Below are 22,712 nucleotides of genomic sequence, written 5' to 3'. Positions count from 1 at the left end.
CACTCGACGGTCTATCAGCCGGTGAGCAAGAAGGTGGTCGACATGCGCATCGAGCCGCTGGGCTACGCGCGCTTTGACGGCGTGGGCATGCAGTAATGTCGATGGATGTGTTAGCAAGTAATCGTTCGCTCGGTTAGCACTTACTCGGCAAACCGTTCGAACATGGTCCGGCGACCGGGGTCACGAGCCCCCGTCGCCGGTTGCGTTTCAATTCAAGCTTTCGGGGGAACACAACATGTTCCGCTTCGTACTGCGCCGCGTTGGCATGGTGATACCCACTTTTATCGGTATCACGATCCTGGCGTTCGCGCTCATCCACCTGATTCCGGGCGACCCCATCGAAGTGATGATGGGCGAGCGTGGAGTCGATCCGCAAATGCACGCTGAGGCGATGCACCGTCTCGGGCTCGACGAGCCGTTGCCGATGCAGTATCTGCACTACGTCGGCCACGCGCTGCAAGGCAATCTGGGCACGTCGATCATCACCAACACCAGCGTGATGGGCGAATTCCTCGCGCGCTTTCCCGCCACCGTCGAACTGTCGATCTGCGCGCTCATCTTCGCGCTCGCAATCGGCCTGCCCGCGGGCGTGTTCGCGGCGCTGCGGCGCGGCACCGTGGTCGATCACGGCGTCATGGGCACCGCGCTCACCGGTTACTCCATGCCGATCTTCTGGTGGGGGCTTATCCTCATCATGGTGTTCTCGTCGAAGCTGGGCTGGACGCCGGTTTCCGGGCGCATCGCGGTGGAATTCGACATTCCGCACGTCACGGGCTTCATGCTGATCGACTCGCTTTTGCCCGGCACCGATGAAGGTTCGTTCAAGTCCGCGCTTTCGCACCTGATCCTGCCCGCGATCGTGCTCGGCACGATTCCGCTTGCGGTGATCGCGCGCATGACGCGCTCGTCCATGCTCGAAGTGCTGCGCGAAGACTACATCCGCACGGCGCGCGCCAAGGGTCTCTCGCCCATGCGCGTGATCGTCACGCATGCGCTGCGCAACGCGCTGATTCCCGTCGTCACCGTGATCGGCCTGCAGGTCGGCACATTGCTTGCGGGTGCGGTGCTCACCGAAACGCTGTTCTCGTGGCCCGGCATCGGCAAATGGCTGATCGATGCAATCAGCCGGCGCGACTATCCGGTGGTGCAGGGCGGCATTCTTATGATCGCGACACTCGTGATCCTCGTGAATCTGGTCGTCGACTTGCTGTACGGCGTACTGAATCCACGCATCCGACACACGAGGTAAGCCGCATCATGAACAAGACCACCCCACAACACATTCAAGACAAGGAGGCGTGATGGCTGACATTCAGAACACCGCGCCTGGCGCCGTTACGCCGCCTTCGGGCCGCGCGCTCGTGCTGCGCGAATTCTGGGCGAACTTCTCGCGCAACAAGGGCGCCGTGGGCGCCGGCGTGATCGTGCTGCTGCTGGTCGTCGTCGCGATTTTCGCGCCGGTGCTCGCGCCGCACAGCCCCATCGAGCAATACCGCGACTTCGTGAAGATTCCGCCCGCCTGGCTCGACGGCGGCAACTGGAAGTTCATTCTCGGCACCGACGAAGCGGGCCGCGACATCCTCTCGCGTCTGATGTACGGCGCGCGGCTGTCGCTGTGGATCGGCTGCGTGTCGGTCGTGCTCGCGCTGATTCCGGGCATCGTGCTCGGGCTCGTTGCCGCGTTCTTCGAGAAATGGGCCGATACGCCCATCATGCGTCTGATGGACGTGCTGCTCGCACTGCCTTCGCTGCTGCTGGCCGTGGCCGTGGTGGCAATCATCGGCCCGGGTCTCACCAACACCATGCTGGCGATTGCGATCGTCGCGCTGCCGGGTTACGTGCGTCTGACGCGCGGCTCGGCGCTCGGCGAGTTGCACAAGGAGTACGTGACGGCGTCGCGCGTGGCCGGTGCCAGCACGCTGCGTCTGATGTTCTCGCAGGTGCTGCCCAACTGCACGGCGCCGCTGATCGTGCAGGCTACGCTTGGCTTTAGCTCGGCAATTCTCGATGCGGCCGCGCTGGGCTTCCTGGGCCTGGGCGTGCAACCTCCCGCCGCCGAGTGGGGCGCGATGCTCGCCTCCGCGCGCGACTATATCGACAGCGCATGGTGGATCGTCACGATGCCTGGCCTTTCGATCCTGATCTCGGTGCTCGCGATCAACCTGCTCGGCGACGGGCTGCGCGACGCCCTCGATCCCAAGCTGAAACGGATGGCCTGAACATGACCGATCTTCTTACCATCCGCAATCTCGCGGTGAACTTCAACGGCCTGCCTGCGGTGGACCGCGTGAATCTGTCGGTCGCGCCGGGCGAAGTGCTCGGCATCGTCGGCGAATCGGGCTCGGGCAAAAGCGTGACGATGATGGCGCTGATGGGCCTGATCGACGCGCCCGGCAAGGTCACCGCAGATTCGATCACCTTCGATGGCCGCGATCTGCTCAACGCCACCGGCCGCGAGCGCCGCCGCATCGTCGGCAAGGACATCGCGATGGTGTTCCAGGACGCGCTCACCAGTCTGAACCCGAGCTACACGGTCGGCTATCAGATCAAGGAAGTGCTCAAGCTGCACGAGGGCTTGCGTGGCTCCGCTCTGCATGCGCGCGCGCTCGAACTGCTCGACCAGGTGGGCATTCCCGACGCGAAAAACCGCATCGACAACTATCCGCACCAGATGTCGGGCGGCATGAACCAGCGCGTGATGATCGCGATGGCCGTGGCCTGCAACCCGAAGCTGCTGATCGCCGACGAGCCCACCACGGCGCTCGACGTGACGATCCAGGCGCAGATCATGGAACTGCTCGTCAAGCTGCAGAAGGATCGCGGCATGGCGCTGGTGCTGATTTCGCACGATCTGGCCGTGGTTTCGGAGGTCGCGCAGCGCGTGGCCGTGATGTACGCAGGCGAGATCATCGAAACCAACCGCGTGCCCGATATCTTTTCGCGCGCGCATCATCCGTACACGCAAGCGCTGCTCGCCGCCATTCCGGAGCACAACAAGGGCGCTGCGCGCCTGGCTGCGCTGCCCGGCATGGTGCCGGGGCGCGACGATCGTCCAGGCGGATGCCTCTTCGCGCCGCGCTGCAAGTACGTCGTGGCCGACTGCAACAAGGCGCGTCCGTCGCTCGACCCGGTCGCGGATGCGAGCGGCTGTGCGCTCGTGCGCTGCATCAAGCCGCTGAACGTGGCGTCCGAAACCCTGAATGGAGGCGCGCGATGAACGCAGTCCAGCAATCCGCGGCTCAACATGACGACGACAAGGTGCTTGTCGCCCACGATCTGAAGAAGCACTACAGCGTGAAGCGCGGCATGTTCGGCACGGGCACCGTGAAGGCGCTCAACGGCGTGTCGTTCTCGCTCACGCGCGGGCGCACGCTCGCGGTGGTGGGCGAGTCGGGCTGTGGCAAGTCCACGCTCGCGCGCCAGCTCACCATGATCGAGCCGCCCACTTCGGGCACGCTCACCATCGACGGCGAAGATGTCGCCAGCGCCAGCAGCGACAAGATCGCCGCGCTGCGCCGGCGTGTGCAGATGGTGTTCCAGAACCCGTTCGCCTCGCTCAATCCGCGCAAGACCGTCGAGCAGACGCTGGGCGAGCCGCTCGCCATCAACACCAAGCTGACGGCCAGCGAACGCGCCGACCGCATCGCCCACATGATGCGCATCGTCGGGCTGCGGCCCGAGCACGCCAAGCGCTATCCGCATATGTTCTCGGGCGGCCAGCGTCAACGTGTGGCGATCGCGCGCGCGATGATTCTCGATCCGCAGATCGTGGTGGCGGATGAGCCGGTCTCCGCGCTCGACGTGTCGATCCAGGCGCAGATTCTGAATCTGTTCATGGATCTGCAGGAGCAGTTCCGCACCAGCTACGTGTTCATCTCGCACAACCTGGCCGTGGTCGAGCATGTCGCCGACGACGTGATGGTGATGTATCTGGGCGGCGTCGCGGAACTGGGCGACAAGAAGACCGTGATCGGGCGGCCGCGCCATCCGTACACGCGCTCGTTGCTGTCGGCCACGCCCGCGATCTTCGAGGAAGACCGCCGCGTGAAGATCAAGCTCGAAGGCGAATTGCCGTCGCCGCTCAATCCGCCGTCGGGCTGCACGTTCCATCAGCGCTGCCCGTATGCGATCGAACGCTGCCGTCAGGAAGTGCCGCAACTTCGCGAAGTGGATGGGCGTCAGGTATCCTGCCATCGTGCAGAGGAGGTGGGGGAATAAGGATGCTTGAAGCGACGGCGGCGCGTCGTTTTGCGCGCCGCCAACGTAGAGGCGGCCGTCGCGCCGCTTTGAAATTGCGTGTGTGGGTCCGGCGCTGGGGGCGCACGGCGCGCGTCGCGATGGGTGCGGCGCTCGCGCTCGCCGTGGCGCTCGGGCCTTCGCTCGACCGTCCTCTGCGGCTCGCCTCGATGTCTGGCGCGCCTGTCTCCCGTAGCTTCATGCCCCGCGCGTTCGGCGCGGGCGCTGCCGCCAAGACGCCAGGCGTCAATCCGCCGGTGCCGATGCCGCACGGCGCTCCCTCTGGTGGCGCGCCCTCTGGCGGTGGTCTGCCGGGCTTTCATTCGCCGCCGCCCATGCGCAGCTACGCCTCCGGCACGACCGCTGGCGGCCCGGTGCGCACGCAACCGGCGCGCATGCCGTTCTATGTCGCCACGCGCGGCACCACCACCATCTATCTGCTGGGCACGCTCCATGTGGGCGATCCGGTCGATTACCCACCAAACCAGCCGTTCCGGCAGCCGATCCTCGCGGCGCTCAACGCGTCGCCCACGCTCGCGCTCGAACTGTCGCCCGACGATCTGCTGGTTTCGCAGGACGATGTCTCGAAATATGGCGTGTGCCGCCGCCCCTGCCTCGAACAGATGTTGCCCGAGCCGCTCTGGGCGAAGCTGGCGGCACGTCTGCGCGGCAATCCCGAGGCGCTGGCCGAAATCCGCAAGATGAAGCCGTGGCTGGCCTCGCTGCTGGTGGAAACCTATGACTCGCTCAGCGCCGGCCTGCAAACCGAGTACGGCACCGAGGCGCAACTGCAGAACGTCTACCTGCGCCTGAAGGGCCGCCGCATCGTGGGACTGGAGACGCTGGGCGAGCAGATGCGAGCCTTCACGAACCTCAACCTCGCGCAGCAGCGCGAGATGCTGGCGCAGGATCTCGGGCAAACGCCCGCGCAGAATCTCGCCGATGTGCAGACGCTGCTGCGCCTATGGCGCGTGGGCGACGCCGATGCGATTGCCGCCTGGGAAAACGCCCGCACCGAAAAGCTCGCGCACGATCCGCGCGTGGCGGCGACGGTGGACAACCGCATCGTCTACGAACGCAACCGGCGCTTCGTCGCGCGCATGCAGCAGTACGCCGGACCGAACAAGCCGCTGTTCGTGGCGATCGGCTCGCTGCATCTGGGCGGGCGCAAAGGCGTGCTGCAATTGCTGCGTCAGCGTGGCTTTACGGTCGATCCGGGTTAAGCGGGGCGCTGGACATCGAAAAAGTTCGAAAGCGATGTGTTTGTTGACGGAGCGCCGTAAAGCGCTAGCGATGCGAGTGCCTTTAGTTGGAATGCGATATCGGCTTGCGTGCTGCGCTTCTACGATGCGTTTTCCTCCGCTCTTCTGCCTCACGCATCATGCCGAATTCATCGATCGCCAGAATCGACGCACCCATCGTCAGCGTCATCACACCCACCTGGCAGCGCGAAGCCATGTTGCCGTTCGCTTATCGCTCGTTCGCGCAGCAGGACGTGGGCGCGTGCGAATGGATCGTGATCGACGACAGCGCCGCGCCAAGCGCTTTCATGATGAGCCTGAACGACCCGCGCGTGGTTTATCGGCATGTGTCGCGGCGCATGAGCATTGGCGAGAAGCGCAATCTCGCGGCGGATCTCGCGCGCGCCGACATCATCGCCCACTTCGACGACGACGAGTTCTACGCGCCGAACTATCTGCGCACGACGCTCCACCAGATGAAGGCGGCGAAGGCGGACATGATCAAGCTCAGCGCGTTCTTTCTGTATAGCCGCGTGTACGGCAAGTTCGCGTGGTGGGACACGCGGCGCAAGAGCGGGTTGCATTTCCGCTGGAGCCCGCAGCCGATGACGGTGCTCAATTTCCCCACCGAACACGCGGCCTTTGCCGACAACCATCTGGGCTACGGTTTCAGCTACGTCTATACGAAGCGTTTGTGGGCGGCGGGGCCGTTCGAGCCGAAGTCGTTCAACGAAGACGGGCTGTTCACGCTGGCGGCGTGCACGCGCGGCGAAAATCTGCTGCTGCTCGCCGACGATATCGGCCTGTGCATGCATGTGCTCCATGCGTACAACACGTCGGTGAGCTTTCCGCAGTACATCCTGCCGCACGCGCTGGTGGCGCGGCATTTCCCGAGCTTCATCGAGGCGATGCGGGAACTGCCGGAAATCGCGCGTCCTTGATGCAACCGGAGGTTTTCAGGCCGTGCCCGCCGCGCGCACGCCGATACCCGCTTCGTCGAGCGCCGCGCGGATGCGCCGCGCGAACGCCAGCGCGTGCGGGCCGTCGCCGTGCAGGCAGATGGTCTGCGCGTTGAGCGGCACCCACGCGCCGTCAACCGCCTGCACGCGCTGCTCGCGGATCATCGCGAGGGTACGTGCAAGCACCGTATCTTCGTCGTCGAGCAGGGCGCCGGGCTCGCTGCGCGGCACGAGCGAGCCGTCGGCGCGATAGCCGCGGTCGGCGAACACTTCTTCGATGGCGACGAGTCCCGCCTCGCGCGCGGCGCTCACCAGCCCGCTGCCCGCGAGCGCGAACACCGTCACCGACGGATCGAAGTCATGCACGGCGGACACGATCGCGTCGGCGATCTTCGCGTCGCGCGCGGCCTGGTTGTAGAGCGCGCCATGCGGCTTCACGTGCGCGATACGGCCGCCCTCGGCCTGCGCGATCGCCGACAGCGCGCCCAGTTGGTAAAGCACGCCCGCGTAGATTTCCCCGGCGGGCAGATCCATCTCCTTGCGGCCGAAATTCTCGGGATCGTTGAAGCTCGGATGCGCGCCGATCGACACGCCTTTGCCGACGGCCCAGCGCACGCATTCGCGCATCGCGTTGGCGCCGCCCGCGTGCCAGCCGCAGGCGATATTGGCCGAACTCACGAGGTCGAGGAGCGCCTCGTCGGAGCCGCAGCCTTCGCCGAGGTCGGCGTTCAGATCGATGATGGTCATGGTGGTTCTCTCCGTATTGCGTGGCGCCGCCCGACAGCCCGGTCCCGGTCGGCGGCGCCTGGATAGCGTGTGCAGCGTTGTCGCCAACGCTTTCTGGTTTGTTGTTCTGGATGCGCTGTACGTGTTTACGGCCGCGCCCGGCGTCCCGTTAGCGCGCGCGGCGCTCGTCCTGCATGGCGATCGCCGTGTCGATCTGGCGCAGATAGGCGCGCTCTTCCTGCAAGGCGTGACGGGCGATGGCCGGCGTGGTCTCGACGAAGCGCAAACCGGATGCAAGCCGCACCTGCGCGAGCTTCCACAGATCCGCGCGAATCACGGCGCCAATCTTCGGATAGCCGCCGGTGGTCTGCGCATCGCCCATCAGCACGATGGGCTGGCCGTTCGGCGGCACCTGGATGGTGCCGGGCAGCACCGCGTGCGAGAGCAGGTCCGTGCTCGCCGCCTGCGAGTCGCGCGCGAGCGGCGTGCCTTCGAGCCGGTAGCCCATGCGGTTGCTGTTGGGCGTGACCACCCACTCGTCGGACCAGAAGGCGCGTTGTGCATCGGCCGTGAAACTGTCGTATTCGGGACCGCGCAACACGCGTACCGGTATGGCCCACAGCACGCCTTCGGGGTGACGGCCGCGCCGGGCTGGCTCGTCGACATAAACGAAGTTGCATTGCGCCGGCGCCTTCACGCCGAACGCGGGCGCGCCCGGCGCCAGCGACGCGCGTTCGCCACCCGGCGCGAACGACGCACCCGTGGCCAGGCGGTCGCCGTCCTTGAGCGCGCGCCCCGCCAGGCCGCCGAAACCGGCCGCGAGATCGGTGCTGCGCGAGCCGAGCATGGGCAAAACGTCGATGCCGCCCGCCACGCTCACGTAGGCGCGCATGCCGCGCTTCGCGCCCGCGAGCACGAGTTCCTCGCCCGCCGCGACCGGCAGGCTCCACCAGGACCAGACCGGCTTGCCGTTAAGCGTCGCGCCGAAGTCCGTGCCGGTGATGGCCACGCGCGTGGCGCGCGCGAAGCGCAGCGTCACCGGGCCGAAGGTGATCTCGAGCCCCGCGGCGTCGGGGCGGTTGCCCACGAGCCGGTTGCCCACTTCGAGCGCCAGCGTGTCGAGCGCGCCGCCGCCGGCGACGCCCAGATGACGGAAGCCGGGGCGGCCCAGATCCTGGACGGTGGTGAGCAGACCTGCACGCAATACTTCGATCATGCGCGGATCTCCTCGTCGTGGGTTTCGCCGATGTGCTCGATGACGAAGCGCACGCGGTCGCCCGGCATCAGCAGGGTGGGCGGATTGCGCGTGGGATCGAACAGATTGAGCGCGGTGCGGCCGATCAGTTGCCAGCCGCCCGGCGACTTCGCGGGATAGATGCCCGTCTGCGCGCCGCCAATGCCGACCGATCCGGCCGGCACGGCCACACGCGGCTCGCTGCGGCGCGGCGCATGCAGCGCGGTGTCGAGTCCGCCCAGATAGGCGAAGCCGGGCTGGAAGCCGAGGAAGAACACCGTGTAGACGCCAGCGGCGTGGCGCGCGGCGACGTCGGCGGGCGCGAGACCCGTATGGCGGGCCACGGCGCCCAGATCGGGACCGGCCTCGCCGCCGTAGCGCACGGGGATGTCGACGATACGGGCTTCTGCTGGGTCGGGGTTGAGCGCGTCGTCGGCGTCGGCCTGCTGCCACGCCTTTTCCAACGCTTGCGTCAACGCGGCGGCGTCGGCGCCCAGGGCATCGAAGGTGATCGTCAGGTTGTTCATGCCGGGCACGACTTCTCGCACGGCGTCCCAGCCGCGCGCAAGTGCCGCCACGGCCCAGATGCGGCGCTGCACGTCGAGCGTGGCTGGCGGCGGCGCTTCGCAGACGAGCGCCTCGTCGCCGAGCGGATAGATACGGGGAACAGGATTGCGCATGATGTTCGGAATCCGCTATCGGACAACGGCGCTAACGGTGCGCCGGTCCGGCAGGCGGATGGGGTCAAGTGACTTTCTCGACAGATTATCGACAATTTCTACGTAAGCGTTTGCCCCAGGCGCAACGCTACGCGGCGAGCAGCAAGCACGGCGAGGAAATGTGCAGCGAATTGTGCAGCGTTGCGCGGCTATCAGCGCTCGCGCAGCCGCCCCGCAAGATGCGCGCCGGCATCGGTGACCACGGCGTCGAGCGGCAGATCGTGCGCTTCCGGTTCGAGCACGCCATCGTCGATGCGGCAGGCCTCATACGCAAGGCCCACCGTGAGCGGCGGCTCTGCGGCGGGCCAGGCGGCCAGCGTGCGGTCGTAATAACCGCCGCCATAACCCAGCCGATAACCCGCGCGATCGAAGCCCACGCACGGCACCAGCAGCAGGTCGGGGAGCGCTGCGCTGTGCGCGTCCTGCGCGGCGGGTTCGGGAATGCCGTGATGGCCTTCGCGCAGCGCCGCGCCTGGCGTCCAGGAATAGAACTGCAAGGGTGTGTGACGTTCCGGGATGGCGGGCAAGGCCGCGCGCCGCGACGCATCGGCGGCGAGCCAGGTGGCAATCCATTCGCGCGCATCGAACTCGCCTGGCAAGGGCCAGTAAAAGCCGATCGAGCGGGGGGCGTAAGGGGGGGCGAGATGCGCGATGAGTGCATCGAGATTTGCCGTCAGCGCGGCGTTCGCAATTCCGTCGGAAGAGGCCGCCAGACGGGCTTCACGAAGCCGTAAACGCCACGTCTTTTTGGCTTCGGCCAAAGGGTTGCGTGCTATGCTTGGGTTCACCTCGCGCTCCAGAAATAACGATGTCCAAACGCCTTGTTCGAGTATATCGCGTGGTCGGTCTCGCACTGACCGCCGCGGCGCTCGTCGCGTGCAGCACGGCCGATGCCGTGCGTCCCGTCGCTCTGCCAGTGGGAGCGACGCTCACGCCCGACGACCAGACTTTCATCCAGCTTCGCGAAGCGGCGCGCAACAACGATGCGGGGCGCGCTGCGCAGCTCGCCGCGTCGATTCCGGATTATCCGGCGCCGTCTTATCTGGAGTATTTCCAGCTCAAGCCGCAACTGTTCGACTCGCAGGGCCATGCACGTGTGGACGCGCCCGACGCGCCCGTGCTGTCGTTCCTGTCGCGCCACGACGGCGAGGCCATCGCCGACCGTCTGCGCAACGACTATCTGCTGGTGCTGGGCGCGCGTCACGACTGGGCGAACTTCGACAAGCAGTACACGCGTTTCGTGCTCAACGATGACACGCAGGTGAAGTGCTACGCGCTGGAGTCGCGTGCGGCGCGTGGCGACAATGTCGCCGACGACGCACGCGCGCTGCTCACCGAGCCGCGCTATTACGGCGACGGCTGCGTCGACCTGATCACGGCGCTCGCCATCAAGAACCAGTTCACCAGCAACGACGTCTGGCAGCAGATCCGCATCGCCTACGAGCAGAACCAGACCTCGACGGGCGCGAAGCTGCTCGACGCGCTTGCGCAACGCCCGGACCCCGCGGCGTTCAGCCAGGCGGTCAGCTCGCCGCCGCTCACGCTCGCGCGCGGCGTTGGCGCGGACGATCAATCGCATCAACTCGCGCTGCTCGCCGTCACGGTGATGGCGCGCAACGACCCGGCCATGACGGCGTCCACCTTCGCGGCGGTCGCGCCCACGCTTACCTCGCCGGAGCGCGCGATGGGCTGGGGCACGATCGGCTATCAGGCGGCCCAGAAGCGCATGCCGGGCTCGCTCGACTGGTATCGCCTGTCGGCCAATGCACCGCTCTCGTATCCGGCTTACGAATGGCGCACGCGCGCCGCGCTGCTGGGCGGCGACTGGACCATGGTGCGCTGGTCGATCGAGCAGATGCCGGCCGCGCTGCGCGCGCAGCCCACCTGGGTCTACTGGCACGCGCGCGCGCTCAAGCAGGCGGGCGAAACCGGCCAGGCGAACCAGGAATTCGCGTCGATCTCGCAGGGCTATAACTTCTACGGCCAGCTTGCCACCGAAGAGCTTGGCCAGAAGATCACGATCCCGCCGAAAACCACCGTCAGCGACGCCGACATCGCCCAGGTCGCGCAGACGCCGGGCTTTGCGCTCGCGCAGCGTTTCTACGCGCTCAATCTGCGTCTGGAAGGCAATCGCGAATGGAACTGGCCGCTGCGCGGCATGAGCGACCGCCAGTTGCTGGCCACGGCCGAATACGCGAAGCGCATCCAGCTGCTCGACCGCACCGTCAACACGGCGGATCGCACGGTGAGCGAGCATGACTTCTCGCTGCGCTACATCGCGCCGTTCCGCGACGTGGTGGAGCGCGACGCGCAAACCAACGGTCTGGACGTCGAATGGGCCTATGGCCTGATTCGCCAGGAGTCGCGCTTCATTCTCAACGCCAAATCCGGCGTGGGCGCGAGCGGCCTGATGCAGATCATGCCGGCCACGGCGCAGATGGTCGCGAAGAAGATTGGACTGGGCCCGCTCTCGCGCGACCAGCTCAACGATCTCGACACCAACATCCTGCTCGGAACGAACTATCTGTCGATGATCTACAATCAGTTCGATGGCTCTGCCGTGCTTGCCACGGCCGGTTACAACGCCGGGCCCGGACGCCCGCGCGCCTGGCGCTCCACCCTGCAGGGCGGCGTTGAAGGGGCCATCTTCGCGGAAACCATTCCGTTCCAGGAAACCCGCGATTACGTGAAAAACGTGTTGTCGAACACGGTCTACTACGCGGCACTGTTCGAAGGCCGTCCGCAATCGCTCAAGGCGCGTCTCGGCTTTATCTCACCCTAAGCCGACTTGACGCCGTGCGGCGCGCTCCCTGCAACTGACGGAGCGCCTCGCACGAGCCGCCGGACCCGCTCGTGAACCTGACGCCGCGTCGCCCAGCTCACGAGGAGGTCGGAGATGCGACATCAAGCCATCGCGGTCATCGGCGGTTCGGGATTCATCGGCAGCCACCTCGTCAACGCGCTAGTTGAGGCCGGCAAGGATGTCCGCGTCGCCACCCGGCGGCGCGCCTCGGCCAGCCACCTCACCCTGCTTCCCATCGATGTGATCGAAACCGACGTGACCGATCCGGTCGCGCTGGCGAGTTTCGTGGAAGGCACCGACGCCGTCATCAACCTGATCGGCACGCTGCACGGCGGTCACGGCGACCCGTACGGCGCGGGCTTCGCCAAACTGCACGTCGAACTCCCCACCAAAATCGTTGCCGCCTGCGAGGGCAAGGGCGTGCATCGGCTTATCCACATGAGTGCGCTGGGCGCCGATCCGCGCGGGCCGAGCATGTATCTGCGTTCCAAGGGCGATGGCGAAAAAGCCGTGCACGCAGCCACGGCACTGGCCACCACGATCCTGCGGCCGTCCGTGGTGTTCGGTCCCGAGGACAACTTCCTGAACCGCTTCGCCGTGCTGCAAAAGCTCTTCCCGATGATCCCGCTGGCCATGCCGGATGCGAAATTCCAGCCCGTGTATGTGGGCGACGTGTCAAAAGCGATCGTCAATGTGCTCGATCTCGACGCCGCGAGCGGGCACACTTACGAACTCGGCGGCCCAACGGTCTATACGCTCGAACAGCTCGTGCAGTATTGCGGCGAAGTGATCGGCCGGCATGCGCGGATCGTGCGGCTGCCCAATGCGTTCGCGCGGCTGCAGGCATTTTCGTTCGAACTCGCGCCGGGAGAGCCGGTGCTCACGCGCGACAATCTCGATTCGATGAAAGTCGATAGCGTGCTGAGCGGGCCGCTCGCGCCGGAACTGGGCATCGAACCGGCGAGCATTGAAACCATCGCGCCGCTTTATCTCGCCGATGCGTCGCTGCGCTCGCGTCTGAACATTTTCCGCGCGAGCGCGGGGCGCTAGGCCTACCCATTCAACCCATTACCGTCCAACGTTCCTTATGAAGCTCGTCATCGGAGACAAAAACTATTCGTCGTGGTCGATGCGTCCCTGGCTGCTGCTCACGCATTTCGGCATCCCCTTCGAAGAGGTGATGATCGAACTCGACCAGCCCGGCACGAAGAGCGCGATCCTGTCGTTTTCGGCGTCCGGCAAGGTGCCGTGTCTCGTTAGCGACGACGGCGCGGCGGTGTGGGATTCGCTCGCGATCGCCGAAACGCTGGCCGAGCGCTTCCCGCAGCACGCCATGTGGCCGCGCGATGCGAACGCACGCGCCCAGGCGCGCAGCGTAAGCGCCGAAATGCACTCGGGCTTTGCCGAGCTGCGCACGCGTATGCCGATGGCGATCCGCACCTCGAAGCCCGGCGCGGGCGCCACGCCCGGCGCGCTTGCCGATGTCGCGCGTATCGACGCGCTCTGGAACGCCTGCCTCGACGTGAGCGGTGGCCCGTTCCTGTTCGGCGAGTTCGGCATTGCCGATGCGATGTACGCGCCGGTCGTGATGCGTTTCAACAGCTATGCGCCGCCGCTTTCGCCGAAGGCCGCCGCTTACGCCGCACGCGTGAGCGCGCTGCCCGCCGTGGCCGCGTGGATCGAGGCTGCGCGCAAGGAAACGAATCGAATCGGCTACGACGAGCCCGAGGACGGCGCCGCCGCATGAAGATCTATGTCGTAGGCGGTGCGATCCGCGACGAGATGCTCGGCCTGTCGGTGCGCGACCGCGATTACGTCGTGGTGGGCGCCACGCCCGAGCAGATGGCGGCCCAGGGGTATCGTCCAGTGGGCAAGGATTTTCCGGTGTTTCTGCATCCCGAAACCCAGGAGGAGTACGCGCTCGCGCGCACCGAACGCAAGACCGCCGCGGGCTATCACGGCTTCCAGTTCTTCTACGCGCCCGACGTGACACTCGAAGAGGATCTGGCGCGGCGAGATCTGACGATCAACGCGATGGCGCGCGAGGTGCAGCCCGGCGGCGTACTGACCGGGCCGGTAGTCGATCCGTTCGGCGGCGCGAAGGATCTGGAAGCGCGCGTGTTCCGTCATGTGAGCGATGCGTTTCTGGAAGATCCCGTGCGGATCTTGCGCCTGGCACGCTTCGCCGCGCGTTTCGCCGATTTCACCATCGCGCCCGAAACGCTCGCGCTCATGCGCGCGATGGTGGCATCGGGTGAAGTCGACGCGCTCGTGCCCGAACGCGTCTGGCAGGAAGTCTCGCGCGGCCTGATGGAAGCGAAGCCGTCGCGCATGTTCGAGGTGCTGCGCGAATGCGGCGCGCTCGCGCGTGTTATGCCGGAGGTCGACAGCCTCTTCGGCGTGCCGCAGCGTGCGGACTATCACCCGGAAGTCGATACCGGCGTGCACGTGATGATGGTGATCGACCATGCCGCCGCGCAGGGCTATACGCTGCCCGTGCGCTTCGCCGCGCTCACGCACGATCTGGGCAAGGCGACCACGCCCGAGGACGTGCTGCCGCGCCATATCGGCCACGAAGGCCGCAGCGTCGATCTGCTCAAGCCGTTGTGCGACCGCTTGCGCGTGCCCAACGAATGCCGCGATCTCGCGCTGCTGGTCGCGCGCGAGCATGGCAACGTGCATCGCGTGATGGATATGGGCGCGGCCGCGCTCGTGCGCATGCTCGAACGCAGCGATGCGCTGCGCAAGCCCGCGCGTTTTGCCGAGGCATTGCAGGCCTGCGAATCCGATCTGCGTGGACGCCTGCACTGGGAAAACGCGCCTTATCCGCAGGCCGAGCGGCTGCGCGTCGCGCTGGTGGCGGCGCGCGCAGTGGATGCAGGTGCAATCGCGCGCACAGTGAGCGAGGCAAGCGCCGATAAAAACGTCGCGGAAAAGATCAAAGACGCGGTGCACCGCGCCCGCGTGGAATCGGTGGAAGCGGCTTTGGCTGCCGAAAGCTGAAGCCGCGATATCGAGCAGGAAAACAAAAGGCGCATGCGTGCACACGCATGCGCCTTTTTCATTTGCCCCGGAGATTCAGAGCACACGCACGATAAACGACAGCGCCATCGACAACACCAGCGTCGACATGAACGGCAGCGGATACTCGCGGCCAAACAGGCGCAGCGTGACGTCGCCGGGCAGTCGTCCGATGCCGAGCTTGCGCAACCACGGCTGCGCGCCCGACAGGATCGCGACGGCGATGAAGGTGGTGATGAACCAGCGGATCATGGGCGCGCGTTCCGGTGTGGATCAGTGTGGCTCGTTCAGAGCGTGTGGCTGCGGTCGCCGCGCGCAAAAGCGGCGATGGTCGAATCGATGCCGCGCGAGAACGCGATCACCTTGAACAGCTCGCCCATTTCGGCTTCGGAAACGAGCTTCTGCACTGCATTCGCGGCGGGCATGAAGCGCACGACATCGCGCGGATCGATTTCGCCGAGCACTTCGGTGATGCCCGCGTTCATCAGGAAGCGCGCCTGCGAAGTGTAGCCAAGCAGATCCGCGCCGGTTTCCACCCCCGCCTGGGCGATGCCGCTAAATTCGACGTGCGCCGTGATGTCCTGCAAGCCGGGATAGAGGAACGGATCGTCGTGCGCGCGGTGGCGGTAGTGGCACATCAGCGTGCCCTGCACGCGCTGCGGGTGGTAATACTCGCTTTCCGGAAAACCGTAGTCGATGAAGAACGCCGCGCCGCGCGTGAGCATCGCGCAGACCGTGCGCGTGAAGGCGAGCGCGGCTTCGTGCGTTTCCGCCACGTAATCGTCGCTGCCGTCGATGGCGGCGAGCACGCTGCCCGGCACGTTTTGCGCCCAGCCGGCGTCCAGTCCGCTCATGGCGGGGCGGTCGGCGAACATGAAGCCTTGATCGCTTACGGCCACGCCGCGCTCTTGCCACACCGCATCCTTGCGCGCGAACAGACGCACCGGCATCGCGTCGAGCACCTCGTTGCCGATCACCACGCCTTCGAAACGCTCGGGCAAGGCATCGAGCCACTGGACGCGCGCCAGCAGATGCGGCGCACGCTGCGCGATGGTCTCGCGCTGACGCTCGCGCAATTCGCCGGAAAGATCGACGATTGAATACGAGTCGAACGGCACGCCCAGCGCTTCGAGCGCGAGCATCACGCCCGCCGCGAGCCGTCCCGTGCCTGCGCCGAACTCCATCAACGCGCGCGTGCCGCTCGCTTCGAGCGCTTCGCCCACTGCGCGCGCAAGCGTAGCGGCGAACAGCGGCGACATTTCGGGCGCGGTCACGAAGTCGCTGCCGTCGTCGGCGAGCAAGCCGAATTTGCGCGAGCCGCCGCTGTAGTAGCCGAGTCCCGGCGCGTAGAGCGCGCGCTCCATGTAGCGGTCAAACGGCAGCCAGCCGCCCGCCGCGGCGATCTCCGCGCGCAGGGTTGCGGCCAGCGCCTCGGACTGCGCGAGCGCGATCGGCTCGGGAACAGGTAAACTAGCGGGTTCGTGAGCTTTCGGATTCATCCCGGCATTGTAAATGAGCGCATCTTCCGGCATCGGCGCAGCGGATCGCGAGATTCAACCCATCGCACACGCGGGCAAATCGGCATCCGACCCCGCGCGCGTGGTGCTGGTGACGGGCGGCGCGCGCCGTATCGGCCGGGCCTTGTCGATCGGTTTTGCGGCGCGCGGCTGGGACGTCGCGGTGCATTACGGCGAATCGGCTGGCGAGGCCGAGGAAGTCGTCGCCGAAATCCGTGCGATGGGCCGTCGGGCAATCGCCCTGCACGCCGATCTGGCCAACGAGGCGCAAGTGGCGCGACTGGTGCCGGACTGTGTGGCGGCGCTGGGCCTGCCCGCATGCGTGCTCAACAACGCGTCGCGCTTCGAGGAAGACACGGCGCGCGATGTGGGCTATGAGCGCCTGCAGCATCTGATGGCGATCAATGTGGGCGCGCCGCTGGTGCTGGCGCGCACGCTCTGGGCCGCGACGCCCGAAGCCGCCGTGGACGACGAGACGCTGCGTACCTGCGTCATCAACGTGCTCGACCAGAAGCTGTACAACATGAATCCGGATTACCTGTCGTACACGCTGACCAAGGCCGCGTTGCAGAACGCAACCGTGGCGCTGGCCCAGGCGCTCGCGCCGAAGCTGCGCGTGGTGGGACTCGCACCGGGCCTCACGCTGCAATCGGGCGACCAGACGCAGGACGGTTTTGCCGCCGCGCACAAGGTCACGCCGCTGGGGCGTGCGTCGCGGCCGGGTGATCTGGTCGAAGCCGCGCTGTATCTCGCGCAGGCTTCGGGCGTGACCGGCACGACGCTCGTCGTCGATGGCGGCCAGCATCTCGTGCCGCTGCCGCGCGACGTGATGTTTTTGACCGGCGGCTGAACGAATCGACGCGCCTCGTGTGAGTTCACCACGAAACGCAACTAAATGAATTTACCGCTGCCCCTACCCAAGCGCACGCTGAGCGTGCGGCTGGGCCGGCAGGGGCGGGGGCGGCCGGCCTGACCGGTCAACGGATCATTGGATCTGGCGACATGCCGGTTCTGAGCGATCCCGCCGGCCCGAACGCCGCGCCAGGCGGGCGAGCAACCCTGCCGCCCGCGCGCTTTGCAAGATCAACCGTATGACCCGCCGGGCGCTCGCGCCCGCGAGACGTGCTGAACACTGCCGCATACGCAACGCACGCTTTTATCGACTGGAACGAACATGTCCGCCGTACTCCTGCATCCCCGGCTCGCCGACTGCCGCCGCCTTTTCCTGCGCAACTACGAAGTGCACATCAACATCGGCGTGCATGACTTCGAAAAACGCGGCGAACAGCGCGTCGTGATCAACGTCGATCTGTATGTGCCGCTCGCCTCGACCACGCCGCGCGAAGACAAGCTGCGCGAAGTCGTCGATTACGACTACATGCGCGCGACCGTCGCGGCACGCATCGGTCAGGGCCACATCCATCTGCAGGAAACGCTCGTCGACGATCTGGCCAGCGCGCTGCTCGCGCACGAGCAGGTGCGCGCGGTGCGCGTGTCGACCGAAAAGCCCGATGTCTATGCGGACTGCGACGCGGTGGGCGTCGAAGTCTTTCGCATCAAGGAGGACTGAGCCATGAACGCACCCGAAACGCTGAGCGTGGATCAGGATCAGGCTGAAATGAAGCAGGCCGAAGGCGAAGGCCGCCCCGCGCTCACCCGGCGCGAGCAGAAGGACGCCTACGAGAACAACAAGCTGTTCAAGCGCATCGTGCGTCAGGTCGGCCAGGCGATTGGCGACTACAACATGATCGAGGACGGCGACAAGGTCATGGTCTGTCTGTCCGGCGGCAAGGACAGCTACGCGATGCTCGACATCCTGATGCGTCTGCGCGAGCGCGCGCCGATCGACTTCTCGATCGTCGCCGTGAATCTCGACCAGAAGCAGCCGGGCTTCCCGGAGCACATCCTGCCCGCGTATCTCGACAAGATCGGCGTGCCGTATCACATCGAGAATCAGGATACCTACAGCATCGTCAAGCGCCTCGTGCCCGAGGGCAAGACCACGTGCTCGCTGTGCTCGCGTCTGCGCCGCGGCATTTTGTACCGCGTGGCGGGCGAACTGGGCGCGACGAAAATCGCGCTCGGCCACCATCGCGACGACATCCTGCAAACGCTGCTGCTCAATATGTTCTACGGCGGCAAGCTCAAAGGCATGCCGCCCAAGCTGCAGTCCGACGACGGCAAGAACATCGTGATCCGCCCGCTTGCCTACGTGAAGGAAGTCGATCTGGAGAAGTACGCCGAACTGCGCGAATTCCCGATCATTCCGTGCAATCTGTGCGGCAGCCAGCCGAACCTCAAGCGCGCGGAAATGAAGGCGCTGATCCGCGAGTGGGACAAGCGCTTCCCGGGTCGCGTCGAGAACATGTTCAACGCGCTTGGCAAGGTGGTGCCTTCGCATCTGATGGACGCGTCGCTGTTCGACTTCAAGGGCCTGCACACCACGGGCGAAGCCGATCCGAATGGCGATATCGCCTTCGACGACGATCCGTGCTCGACCGAAACGACGCCGCCCGCCGAAGGCGCGACGATCCAGTTCCGTCCGTTCGACGAAATCTGATCGGGCATTCAATCGACATTCAATCGATAAGCGCTTTCAAAAAGCGCATCGGACCCCAGGCGGTCGCAGGTGAAGAACCTCCGGCCGCCTTTTTTACGCCTGAAAGAAGTGTGTAAAAGAGTGTTCTAATCGGCCGACAGAGCCTGCTGGCAGGGCTTTTTGGGGATAGCCCACATGCTAGAATCGAACGCTTCATTCCCTCTCAAGTCACCGATGCAATGAACATCGTGATCCTCGCGGCAGGCATGGGCAAACGCATGCACTCCGCGCTGCCGAAAGTGCTTCACCCGCTCGCCGGTCAGCCGCTTCTCTCGCACGTTATCCACACTGCCCGCAGTCTTGCGCCTTCGCGCCTCGTAGTCGTGATCGGTCATGGCGGCGACGCCGTGCGCGCGGCCGTTGGCGCGCCCGATGTGCAGTTCGCCGTGCAGGAGCAGCAGCTCGGCACCGGCCATGCGCTCGCGCAGGCGCTGCCGCTGCTCGACCCGTCCGTGCCCACGCTCGTGCTCTATGGCGACGTGCCGCTCACGCGTGCATCCACGCTCAAGCGCCTGACCGACGCTGCGGGCGCGAACGCCTACGGCATCCTCACGGTGACGCTCGATAACCCCACGGGTTATGGCCGCATCGTGCGCGGCGCGACCGGCTCGGTCGTGCGCATCGTCGAGCAGAAGGACGCAACCGACGACGAACGCCTGATCGACGAGATCAACACCGGCATCATCGTCACGCCTACCGCGCCGCTCGCGGGCTGGCTCGCGGCGCTTGGCAACGACAACGCCCAGGGCGAGTATTACCTCACCGATGTCGTGGAAGCGGCGATTGCGTCCGGCCATCCGGTCGTCACGGCGCAGCCCGACGAGGAATGGGAAACGCTCGGCGTGAACAGCAAGCAGCAGCTCGCGGAACTCGAACGCGTCTACCAGCGCAACGCTGCCGATAACCTGCTCGTCGCGGGCGTTACGCTCGCCGATCCGTCGCGCTTCGACCTGCGCGGCTCGATGAGCTGCGGGCGCGATGTGTTCATCGACGTGAACTGCGTGTTCGAAGGCAGCGTGACGCTGGGCGATAACGTGCGCATTGGCCCGAACTGCGTGATCCGCGATGCGGTGATCGGCGCGGGCACGCGCGTGGACGCCTATACGCATATCGAAAGCGCGCAGGTGGGCGCGAATGCCGTGCTGGGTCCGTATGCGCGTCTGCGCCCGGGCGCGCAGCTCGCCGACGAAGTCCACGTAGGCAATTTCGTCGAGGTGAAGAACGCCAATATTGGTCCCGGTTCGAAGGCGAACCACCTCAGCTATATCGGCGACGCCGATGTGGGCGCGGGCGTGAATATCGGCGCGGGCACCATCACCTGCAACTACGACGGCGCGAACAAGCATCGCACCGTGATCGAGGATCAGGTGTTTGTCGGCTCGGATACGCAGTTGGTCGCGCCGGTGCGCGTGGGCCGCGGCGTGACCATCGCGGCGGGCACCACGGTCTGGAAGGACGTGGCCGAAGGCGCGCTCGTCCTCAACGAAAAGACCCAGATCGAAAAAAGCGGCTACGTTCGGCCGGTGAAAAAGAAAAGCTGAACGGCAGAACAAACCGGGCGGCGCGCGTTTTGAGCGTCACAAGCGCAGCGCTTGCCGCCCCGCCTCTCATTGCAAAGGATCGAACTCCATGTGCGGCATCGTCGGCGCAGTAGCGCAACGTAATATCGTTCCCGTTCTTATCGAAGGGCTGCGGCGGCTCGAATACCGCGGCTACGACTCGTGCGGCGTGGCCACCGTCACGGCGCAGGGCCCGCACCGCGTGCGCAGCGTCTCGCGTGTGGCCGAACTCGACGAGCAGGTGCGCGAGGCGCATTTCGAAGGTGTGACCGGCATCGCGCATACGCGCTGGGCCACGCACGGCGCGCCGACCGTCAACAACGCGCACCCGATCTTCTCGCGCGACACGATGGCGATCGTGCACAACGGCATCATCGAGAACTACGAAGCGCTGCGCGAAATGCTGCGCGCGAAGGGCTACGAGTTCGTCTCGCAGACCGACACCGAAGTCATCGCTCACCTGATCCACAGCCTTTACAAGGGCGACCTGTTTGCCGCCGTGCGCGAAGCCGTGCAGCAACTGGCGGGCGCGTATGCGATCGGCGTGGTGCACAAGGACCAGCCGCATGTGGTGGTGGGAGCGCGCGCGGGTTCGCCGCTCGTGGTCGGCTATGGCGAAGGCGAGTCCTTCATCGCTTCGGACGCGCTGGCGATCGCGGGCAGTGCGAACCGCATCAGCTATCTGGAAGAGGGCGACGTCTGCGAGATCTCGCTCGAAGGCGTGCGTATCGCCGACCGCGCGGGCAATCTGGTGACGCGTGAATCGCGCGACGTGCAGGCGTATGGCGGCGCGGTCGATCTTGGCCCGTATCGCCACTACATGCAGAAGGAAATCTTCGAGCAGCCGCGCGCGATTTCGGACACGATTCCGGCGCTGGACGAAGCGTTCGATCCGGTGCTCTTCGGTGACAACGCCGGTGAAGTCTTCAAGGGCATCGACAGCATCCTGATCCTCGCCTGCGGCACCAGCTACTACGCGGGCCTCACGGCCAAGTACTGGCTGGAAACGGTCGCGAAGATCCGTACCGATGTGGAAATCGCCAGCGAATACCGCTACCGCGAATCGGTGCCGAACCCGCGTTCGCTGGTCGTGACGATCTCGCAGTCGGGCGAAACGGCGGACACGCTCGCGGCGCTCAAGCACGCGCAGTCGCTCGGCATGGAACACACGCTGGCCGTGTGCAACGTGGCGACGAGCGCGATGGTGCGTCTCACCGAATTCAAGTTGCTCACGCACGCGGGCCGCGAAATCGGCGTGGCGTCGACCAAGGCGTTCACCACTCAGCTCGTCGGCCTGTTCATCCTCGCGGTGACGCTGGGCAAGCTGCGCGGCCATGTGAATGCGGAGCAGGAAGCGGAGTACCTGAAGCTGCTGCGCCACCTGCCGGCGGCGCTCAACGGCGTGCTGGCGCTGGAGCCGCAGATCATCGCGTGGTCGGAAGAGTTCGCGCGCAAGGAAAACGCGCTGTTCCTGGGCCGCGGGTTGCATTACCCGATCGCGCTGGAAGGCGCGCTCAAGCTCAAGGAAATCTCCTACATCCACGCAGAAGCGTACCCGGCGGGCGAACTCAAGCACGGCCCGCTCGCGCTGGTGACGGAAGCCATGCCGGTGGTGACGGTCGCGCCGAATGACGCGCTGCTGGAGAAGCTCAAGTCGAACATGCAGGAAGTGCGTGCACGCGGCGGCCAGCTTTATGTGTTCGCCGATTCGGATACGCACATCACGAGCGAAGAGGGCATTCATGTGATCCGTATGCCGGAGCACTACGGCCTGCTGTCGCCGATCCTGCACGTGGTGCCGCTGCAGATGCTCGCGTATCACACGGCCAGCGCGCGTGGCACCGATGTGGACAAGCCGCGGAATCTGGCGAAATCGGTAACGGTCGAGTAAGACCGTTCGAGGATTTCGACGAAGAATGGGGAGCACCATTAGTACCGGTTAACGGGTGCCATTAGTTTCGGTTAACGGCGGGTGCATTCTGCCTCCAAGTCCCTGTCAGCAAAGGGATTAACCAGAACTAATGGTCGCTCGGCTATGCTTCAAATCGAGCCCCGTCTTTGGTAACACGCTTGCAAACAAAATCAGCGGGACCACCCT

21 protein-coding genes are annotated in these 22,712 nt (G+C 65.7%); 15 read left to right on the top strand and 6 right to left on the bottom strand.

What is annotated here, in order from left to right:
• Positions 1-235: 235 nt before the first annotated feature.
• From VG320_RS11520 to VG320_RS11495, 6 genes are all read left to right on the top strand, one after another.
• Positions 236-1,249 carry an ABC transporter permease subunit gene (locus VG320_RS11520; RefSeq protein WP_327200233.1) on the top strand — a complete coding sequence of 338 codons (1,014 nt, stop codon included), beginning with the start codon at positions 236-238 and terminating at the stop codon, positions 1,247-1,249.
• A gap of 52 nt (positions 1,250-1,301) precedes the next feature.
• On the top strand, positions 1,302-2,219 hold the full coding sequence (locus VG320_RS11515) for an ABC transporter permease subunit (protein ID WP_327200232.1): 918 nt from the start codon (positions 1,302-1,304) through the stop codon (positions 2,217-2,219).
• A 2-nt stretch (positions 2,220-2,221) separates the two neighbouring features.
• Entirely contained in the window at positions 2,222-3,217 is a 996-nt protein-coding gene (locus VG320_RS11510; RefSeq protein WP_327200231.1) for an ABC transporter ATP-binding protein, read from the top strand.
• The gene (locus tag VG320_RS11505; protein ID WP_327200230.1) at positions 3,214-4,218 is read left to right on the top strand and encodes a peptide ABC transporter ATP-binding protein; all 1,005 of its coding nucleotides are present in this window, start codon (positions 3,214-3,216) and stop codon (positions 4,216-4,218) included. Before VG320_RS11510 ends, VG320_RS11505 begins: the two co-directional genes overlap by 4 nt.
• Before the next feature lie 2 nt (positions 4,219-4,220).
• On the top strand, positions 4,221-5,459 hold the full coding sequence (locus VG320_RS11500) for a TraB/GumN family protein (RefSeq protein WP_327200229.1): 1,239 nt from the start codon (positions 4,221-4,223) through the stop codon (positions 5,457-5,459).
• A gap of 158 nt (positions 5,460-5,617) precedes the next feature.
• Positions 5,618-6,418, top strand: a complete 801-nt coding sequence (locus VG320_RS11495; RefSeq protein WP_327200228.1) for a glycosyltransferase family 2 protein — start codon at positions 5,618-5,620, stop codon at positions 6,416-6,418.
• A 15-nt stretch (positions 6,419-6,433) separates the two neighbouring features.
• Here VG320_RS11495 and pxpA read toward each other — a convergent pair whose 3' ends face one another.
• The 4 genes from pxpA to VG320_RS11475 all read right to left on the bottom strand — a co-directional run bounded on the left by pxpA (position 6,434) and on the right by VG320_RS11475 (position 9,903).
• Positions 6,434-7,183 (bottom strand): 5-oxoprolinase subunit PxpA, encoded by a 750-nt coding sequence (gene pxpA, locus VG320_RS11490; protein WP_327200227.1) that lies wholly within the window; start codon positions 7,181-7,183, stop codon positions 6,434-6,436.
• Between the two features lie 148 nt (positions 7,184-7,331).
• Complete coding sequence (locus VG320_RS11485; protein ID WP_327200226.1) at positions 7,332-8,378, bottom strand: biotin-dependent carboxyltransferase family protein; 1,047 nt, start codon at positions 8,376-8,378, stop codon at positions 7,332-7,334.
• Positions 8,375-9,076: a 5-oxoprolinase subunit PxpB gene (pxpB, locus tag VG320_RS11480; RefSeq protein ID WP_327200225.1), complete on the bottom strand. Its 702-nt coding sequence runs from the start codon at positions 9,074-9,076 to the stop codon at positions 8,375-8,377. The genes VG320_RS11485 and pxpB overlap by 4 nt, the downstream gene beginning before the upstream one ends.
• Positions 9,077-9,267: 191 nt before the next feature.
• Positions 9,268-9,903 carry a 5-formyltetrahydrofolate cyclo-ligase gene (locus VG320_RS11475; RefSeq protein WP_327200224.1) on the bottom strand — a complete coding sequence of 212 codons (636 nt, stop codon included), beginning with the start codon at positions 9,901-9,903 and terminating at the stop codon, positions 9,268-9,270.
• A gap of 20 nt (positions 9,904-9,923) precedes the next feature.
• Between VG320_RS11475 and VG320_RS11470 the strand changes: the two genes are divergently transcribed.
• The 4 genes from VG320_RS11470 to VG320_RS11455 all read left to right on the top strand — a co-directional run bounded on the left by VG320_RS11470 (position 9,924) and on the right by VG320_RS11455 (position 14,921).
• Positions 9,924-11,897, top strand: a complete 1,974-nt coding sequence (locus tag VG320_RS11470; protein ID WP_327200223.1) for a lytic transglycosylase domain-containing protein — start codon at positions 9,924-9,926, stop codon at positions 11,895-11,897.
• Between the two features lie 114 nt (positions 11,898-12,011).
• On the top strand, positions 12,012-12,968 hold the full coding sequence (locus VG320_RS11465) for a complex I NDUFA9 subunit family protein (protein ID WP_327200222.1): 957 nt from the start codon (positions 12,012-12,014) through the stop codon (positions 12,966-12,968).
• 37 nt (positions 12,969-13,005) lie between these two features.
• Positions 13,006-13,665 carry a glutathione S-transferase family protein gene (locus tag VG320_RS11460; RefSeq protein ID WP_327200221.1) on the top strand — a complete coding sequence of 220 codons (660 nt, stop codon included), beginning with the start codon at positions 13,006-13,008 and terminating at the stop codon, positions 13,663-13,665.
• Entirely contained in the window at positions 13,662-14,921 is a 1,260-nt protein-coding gene (locus VG320_RS11455; RefSeq protein WP_327200220.1) for a multifunctional CCA addition/repair protein, read from the top strand. Before VG320_RS11460 ends, VG320_RS11455 begins: the two co-directional genes overlap by 4 nt.
• A gap of 75 nt (positions 14,922-14,996) precedes the next feature.
• Here the strand turns inward: VG320_RS11455 and VG320_RS11450 are convergent, their stop codons facing one another.
• Positions 14,997-15,191, bottom strand: a complete 195-nt coding sequence (locus tag VG320_RS11450; RefSeq protein WP_103707746.1) for a DUF2905 domain-containing protein — start codon at positions 15,189-15,191, stop codon at positions 14,997-14,999.
• A 35-nt stretch (positions 15,192-15,226) separates the two neighbouring features.
• The gene (locus tag VG320_RS11445) at positions 15,227-16,471 is read right to left on the bottom strand and encodes a class I SAM-dependent methyltransferase (RefSeq protein WP_414696021.1); all 1,245 of its coding nucleotides are present in this window, start codon (positions 16,469-16,471) and stop codon (positions 15,227-15,229) included.
• On the opposite strand from VG320_RS11445, the gene VG320_RS11440 reads away from it, so the two are divergent.
• The 5 genes from VG320_RS11440 (at position 16,452) to glmS (ending at position 22,505) form a co-directional block, all read left to right on the top strand.
• Positions 16,452-17,306 (top strand): SDR family oxidoreductase, encoded by an 855-nt coding sequence (locus VG320_RS11440; protein WP_327200218.1) that lies wholly within the window; start codon positions 16,452-16,454, stop codon positions 17,304-17,306. The genes VG320_RS11445 and VG320_RS11440 overlap by 20 nt on opposite strands.
• A gap of 324 nt (positions 17,307-17,630) precedes the next feature.
• A complete protein-coding gene (locus VG320_RS11435; RefSeq protein ID WP_103707749.1) occupies positions 17,631-18,026 on the top strand; it encodes a dihydroneopterin aldolase in 396 nt (131 codons plus the stop codon).
• Between the two features lie 3 nt (positions 18,027-18,029).
• Positions 18,030-19,016: a tRNA 2-thiocytidine(32) synthetase TtcA gene (gene ttcA / locus VG320_RS11430; RefSeq protein ID WP_327200217.1), complete on the top strand. Its 987-nt coding sequence runs from the start codon at positions 18,030-18,032 to the stop codon at positions 19,014-19,016.
• Between the two features lie 218 nt (positions 19,017-19,234).
• Positions 19,235-20,596, top strand: a complete 1,362-nt coding sequence (gene glmU, locus VG320_RS11425; protein ID WP_327200216.1) for a bifunctional UDP-N-acetylglucosamine diphosphorylase/glucosamine-1-phosphate N-acetyltransferase GlmU — start codon at positions 19,235-19,237, stop codon at positions 20,594-20,596.
• Positions 20,597-20,684: 88 nt separating this feature from the next.
• Positions 20,685-22,505 (top strand): glutamine--fructose-6-phosphate transaminase (isomerizing), encoded by a 1,821-nt coding sequence (gene glmS, locus VG320_RS11420; RefSeq protein ID WP_327200215.1) that lies wholly within the window; start codon positions 20,685-20,687, stop codon positions 22,503-22,505.
• The last annotated feature ends 207 nt before the right edge of the window (positions 22,506-22,712 follow it).

Source organism: Paraburkholderia sp., assembly GCF_035948235.1.
Lineage (GTDB): Bacteria > Pseudomonadota > Gammaproteobacteria > Burkholderiales > Burkholderiaceae > Paraburkholderia.
The sequence above is the reverse complement of the archived record's forward strand: the minus strand, read 5'-3'. Positions and strand labels throughout refer to the sequence as shown.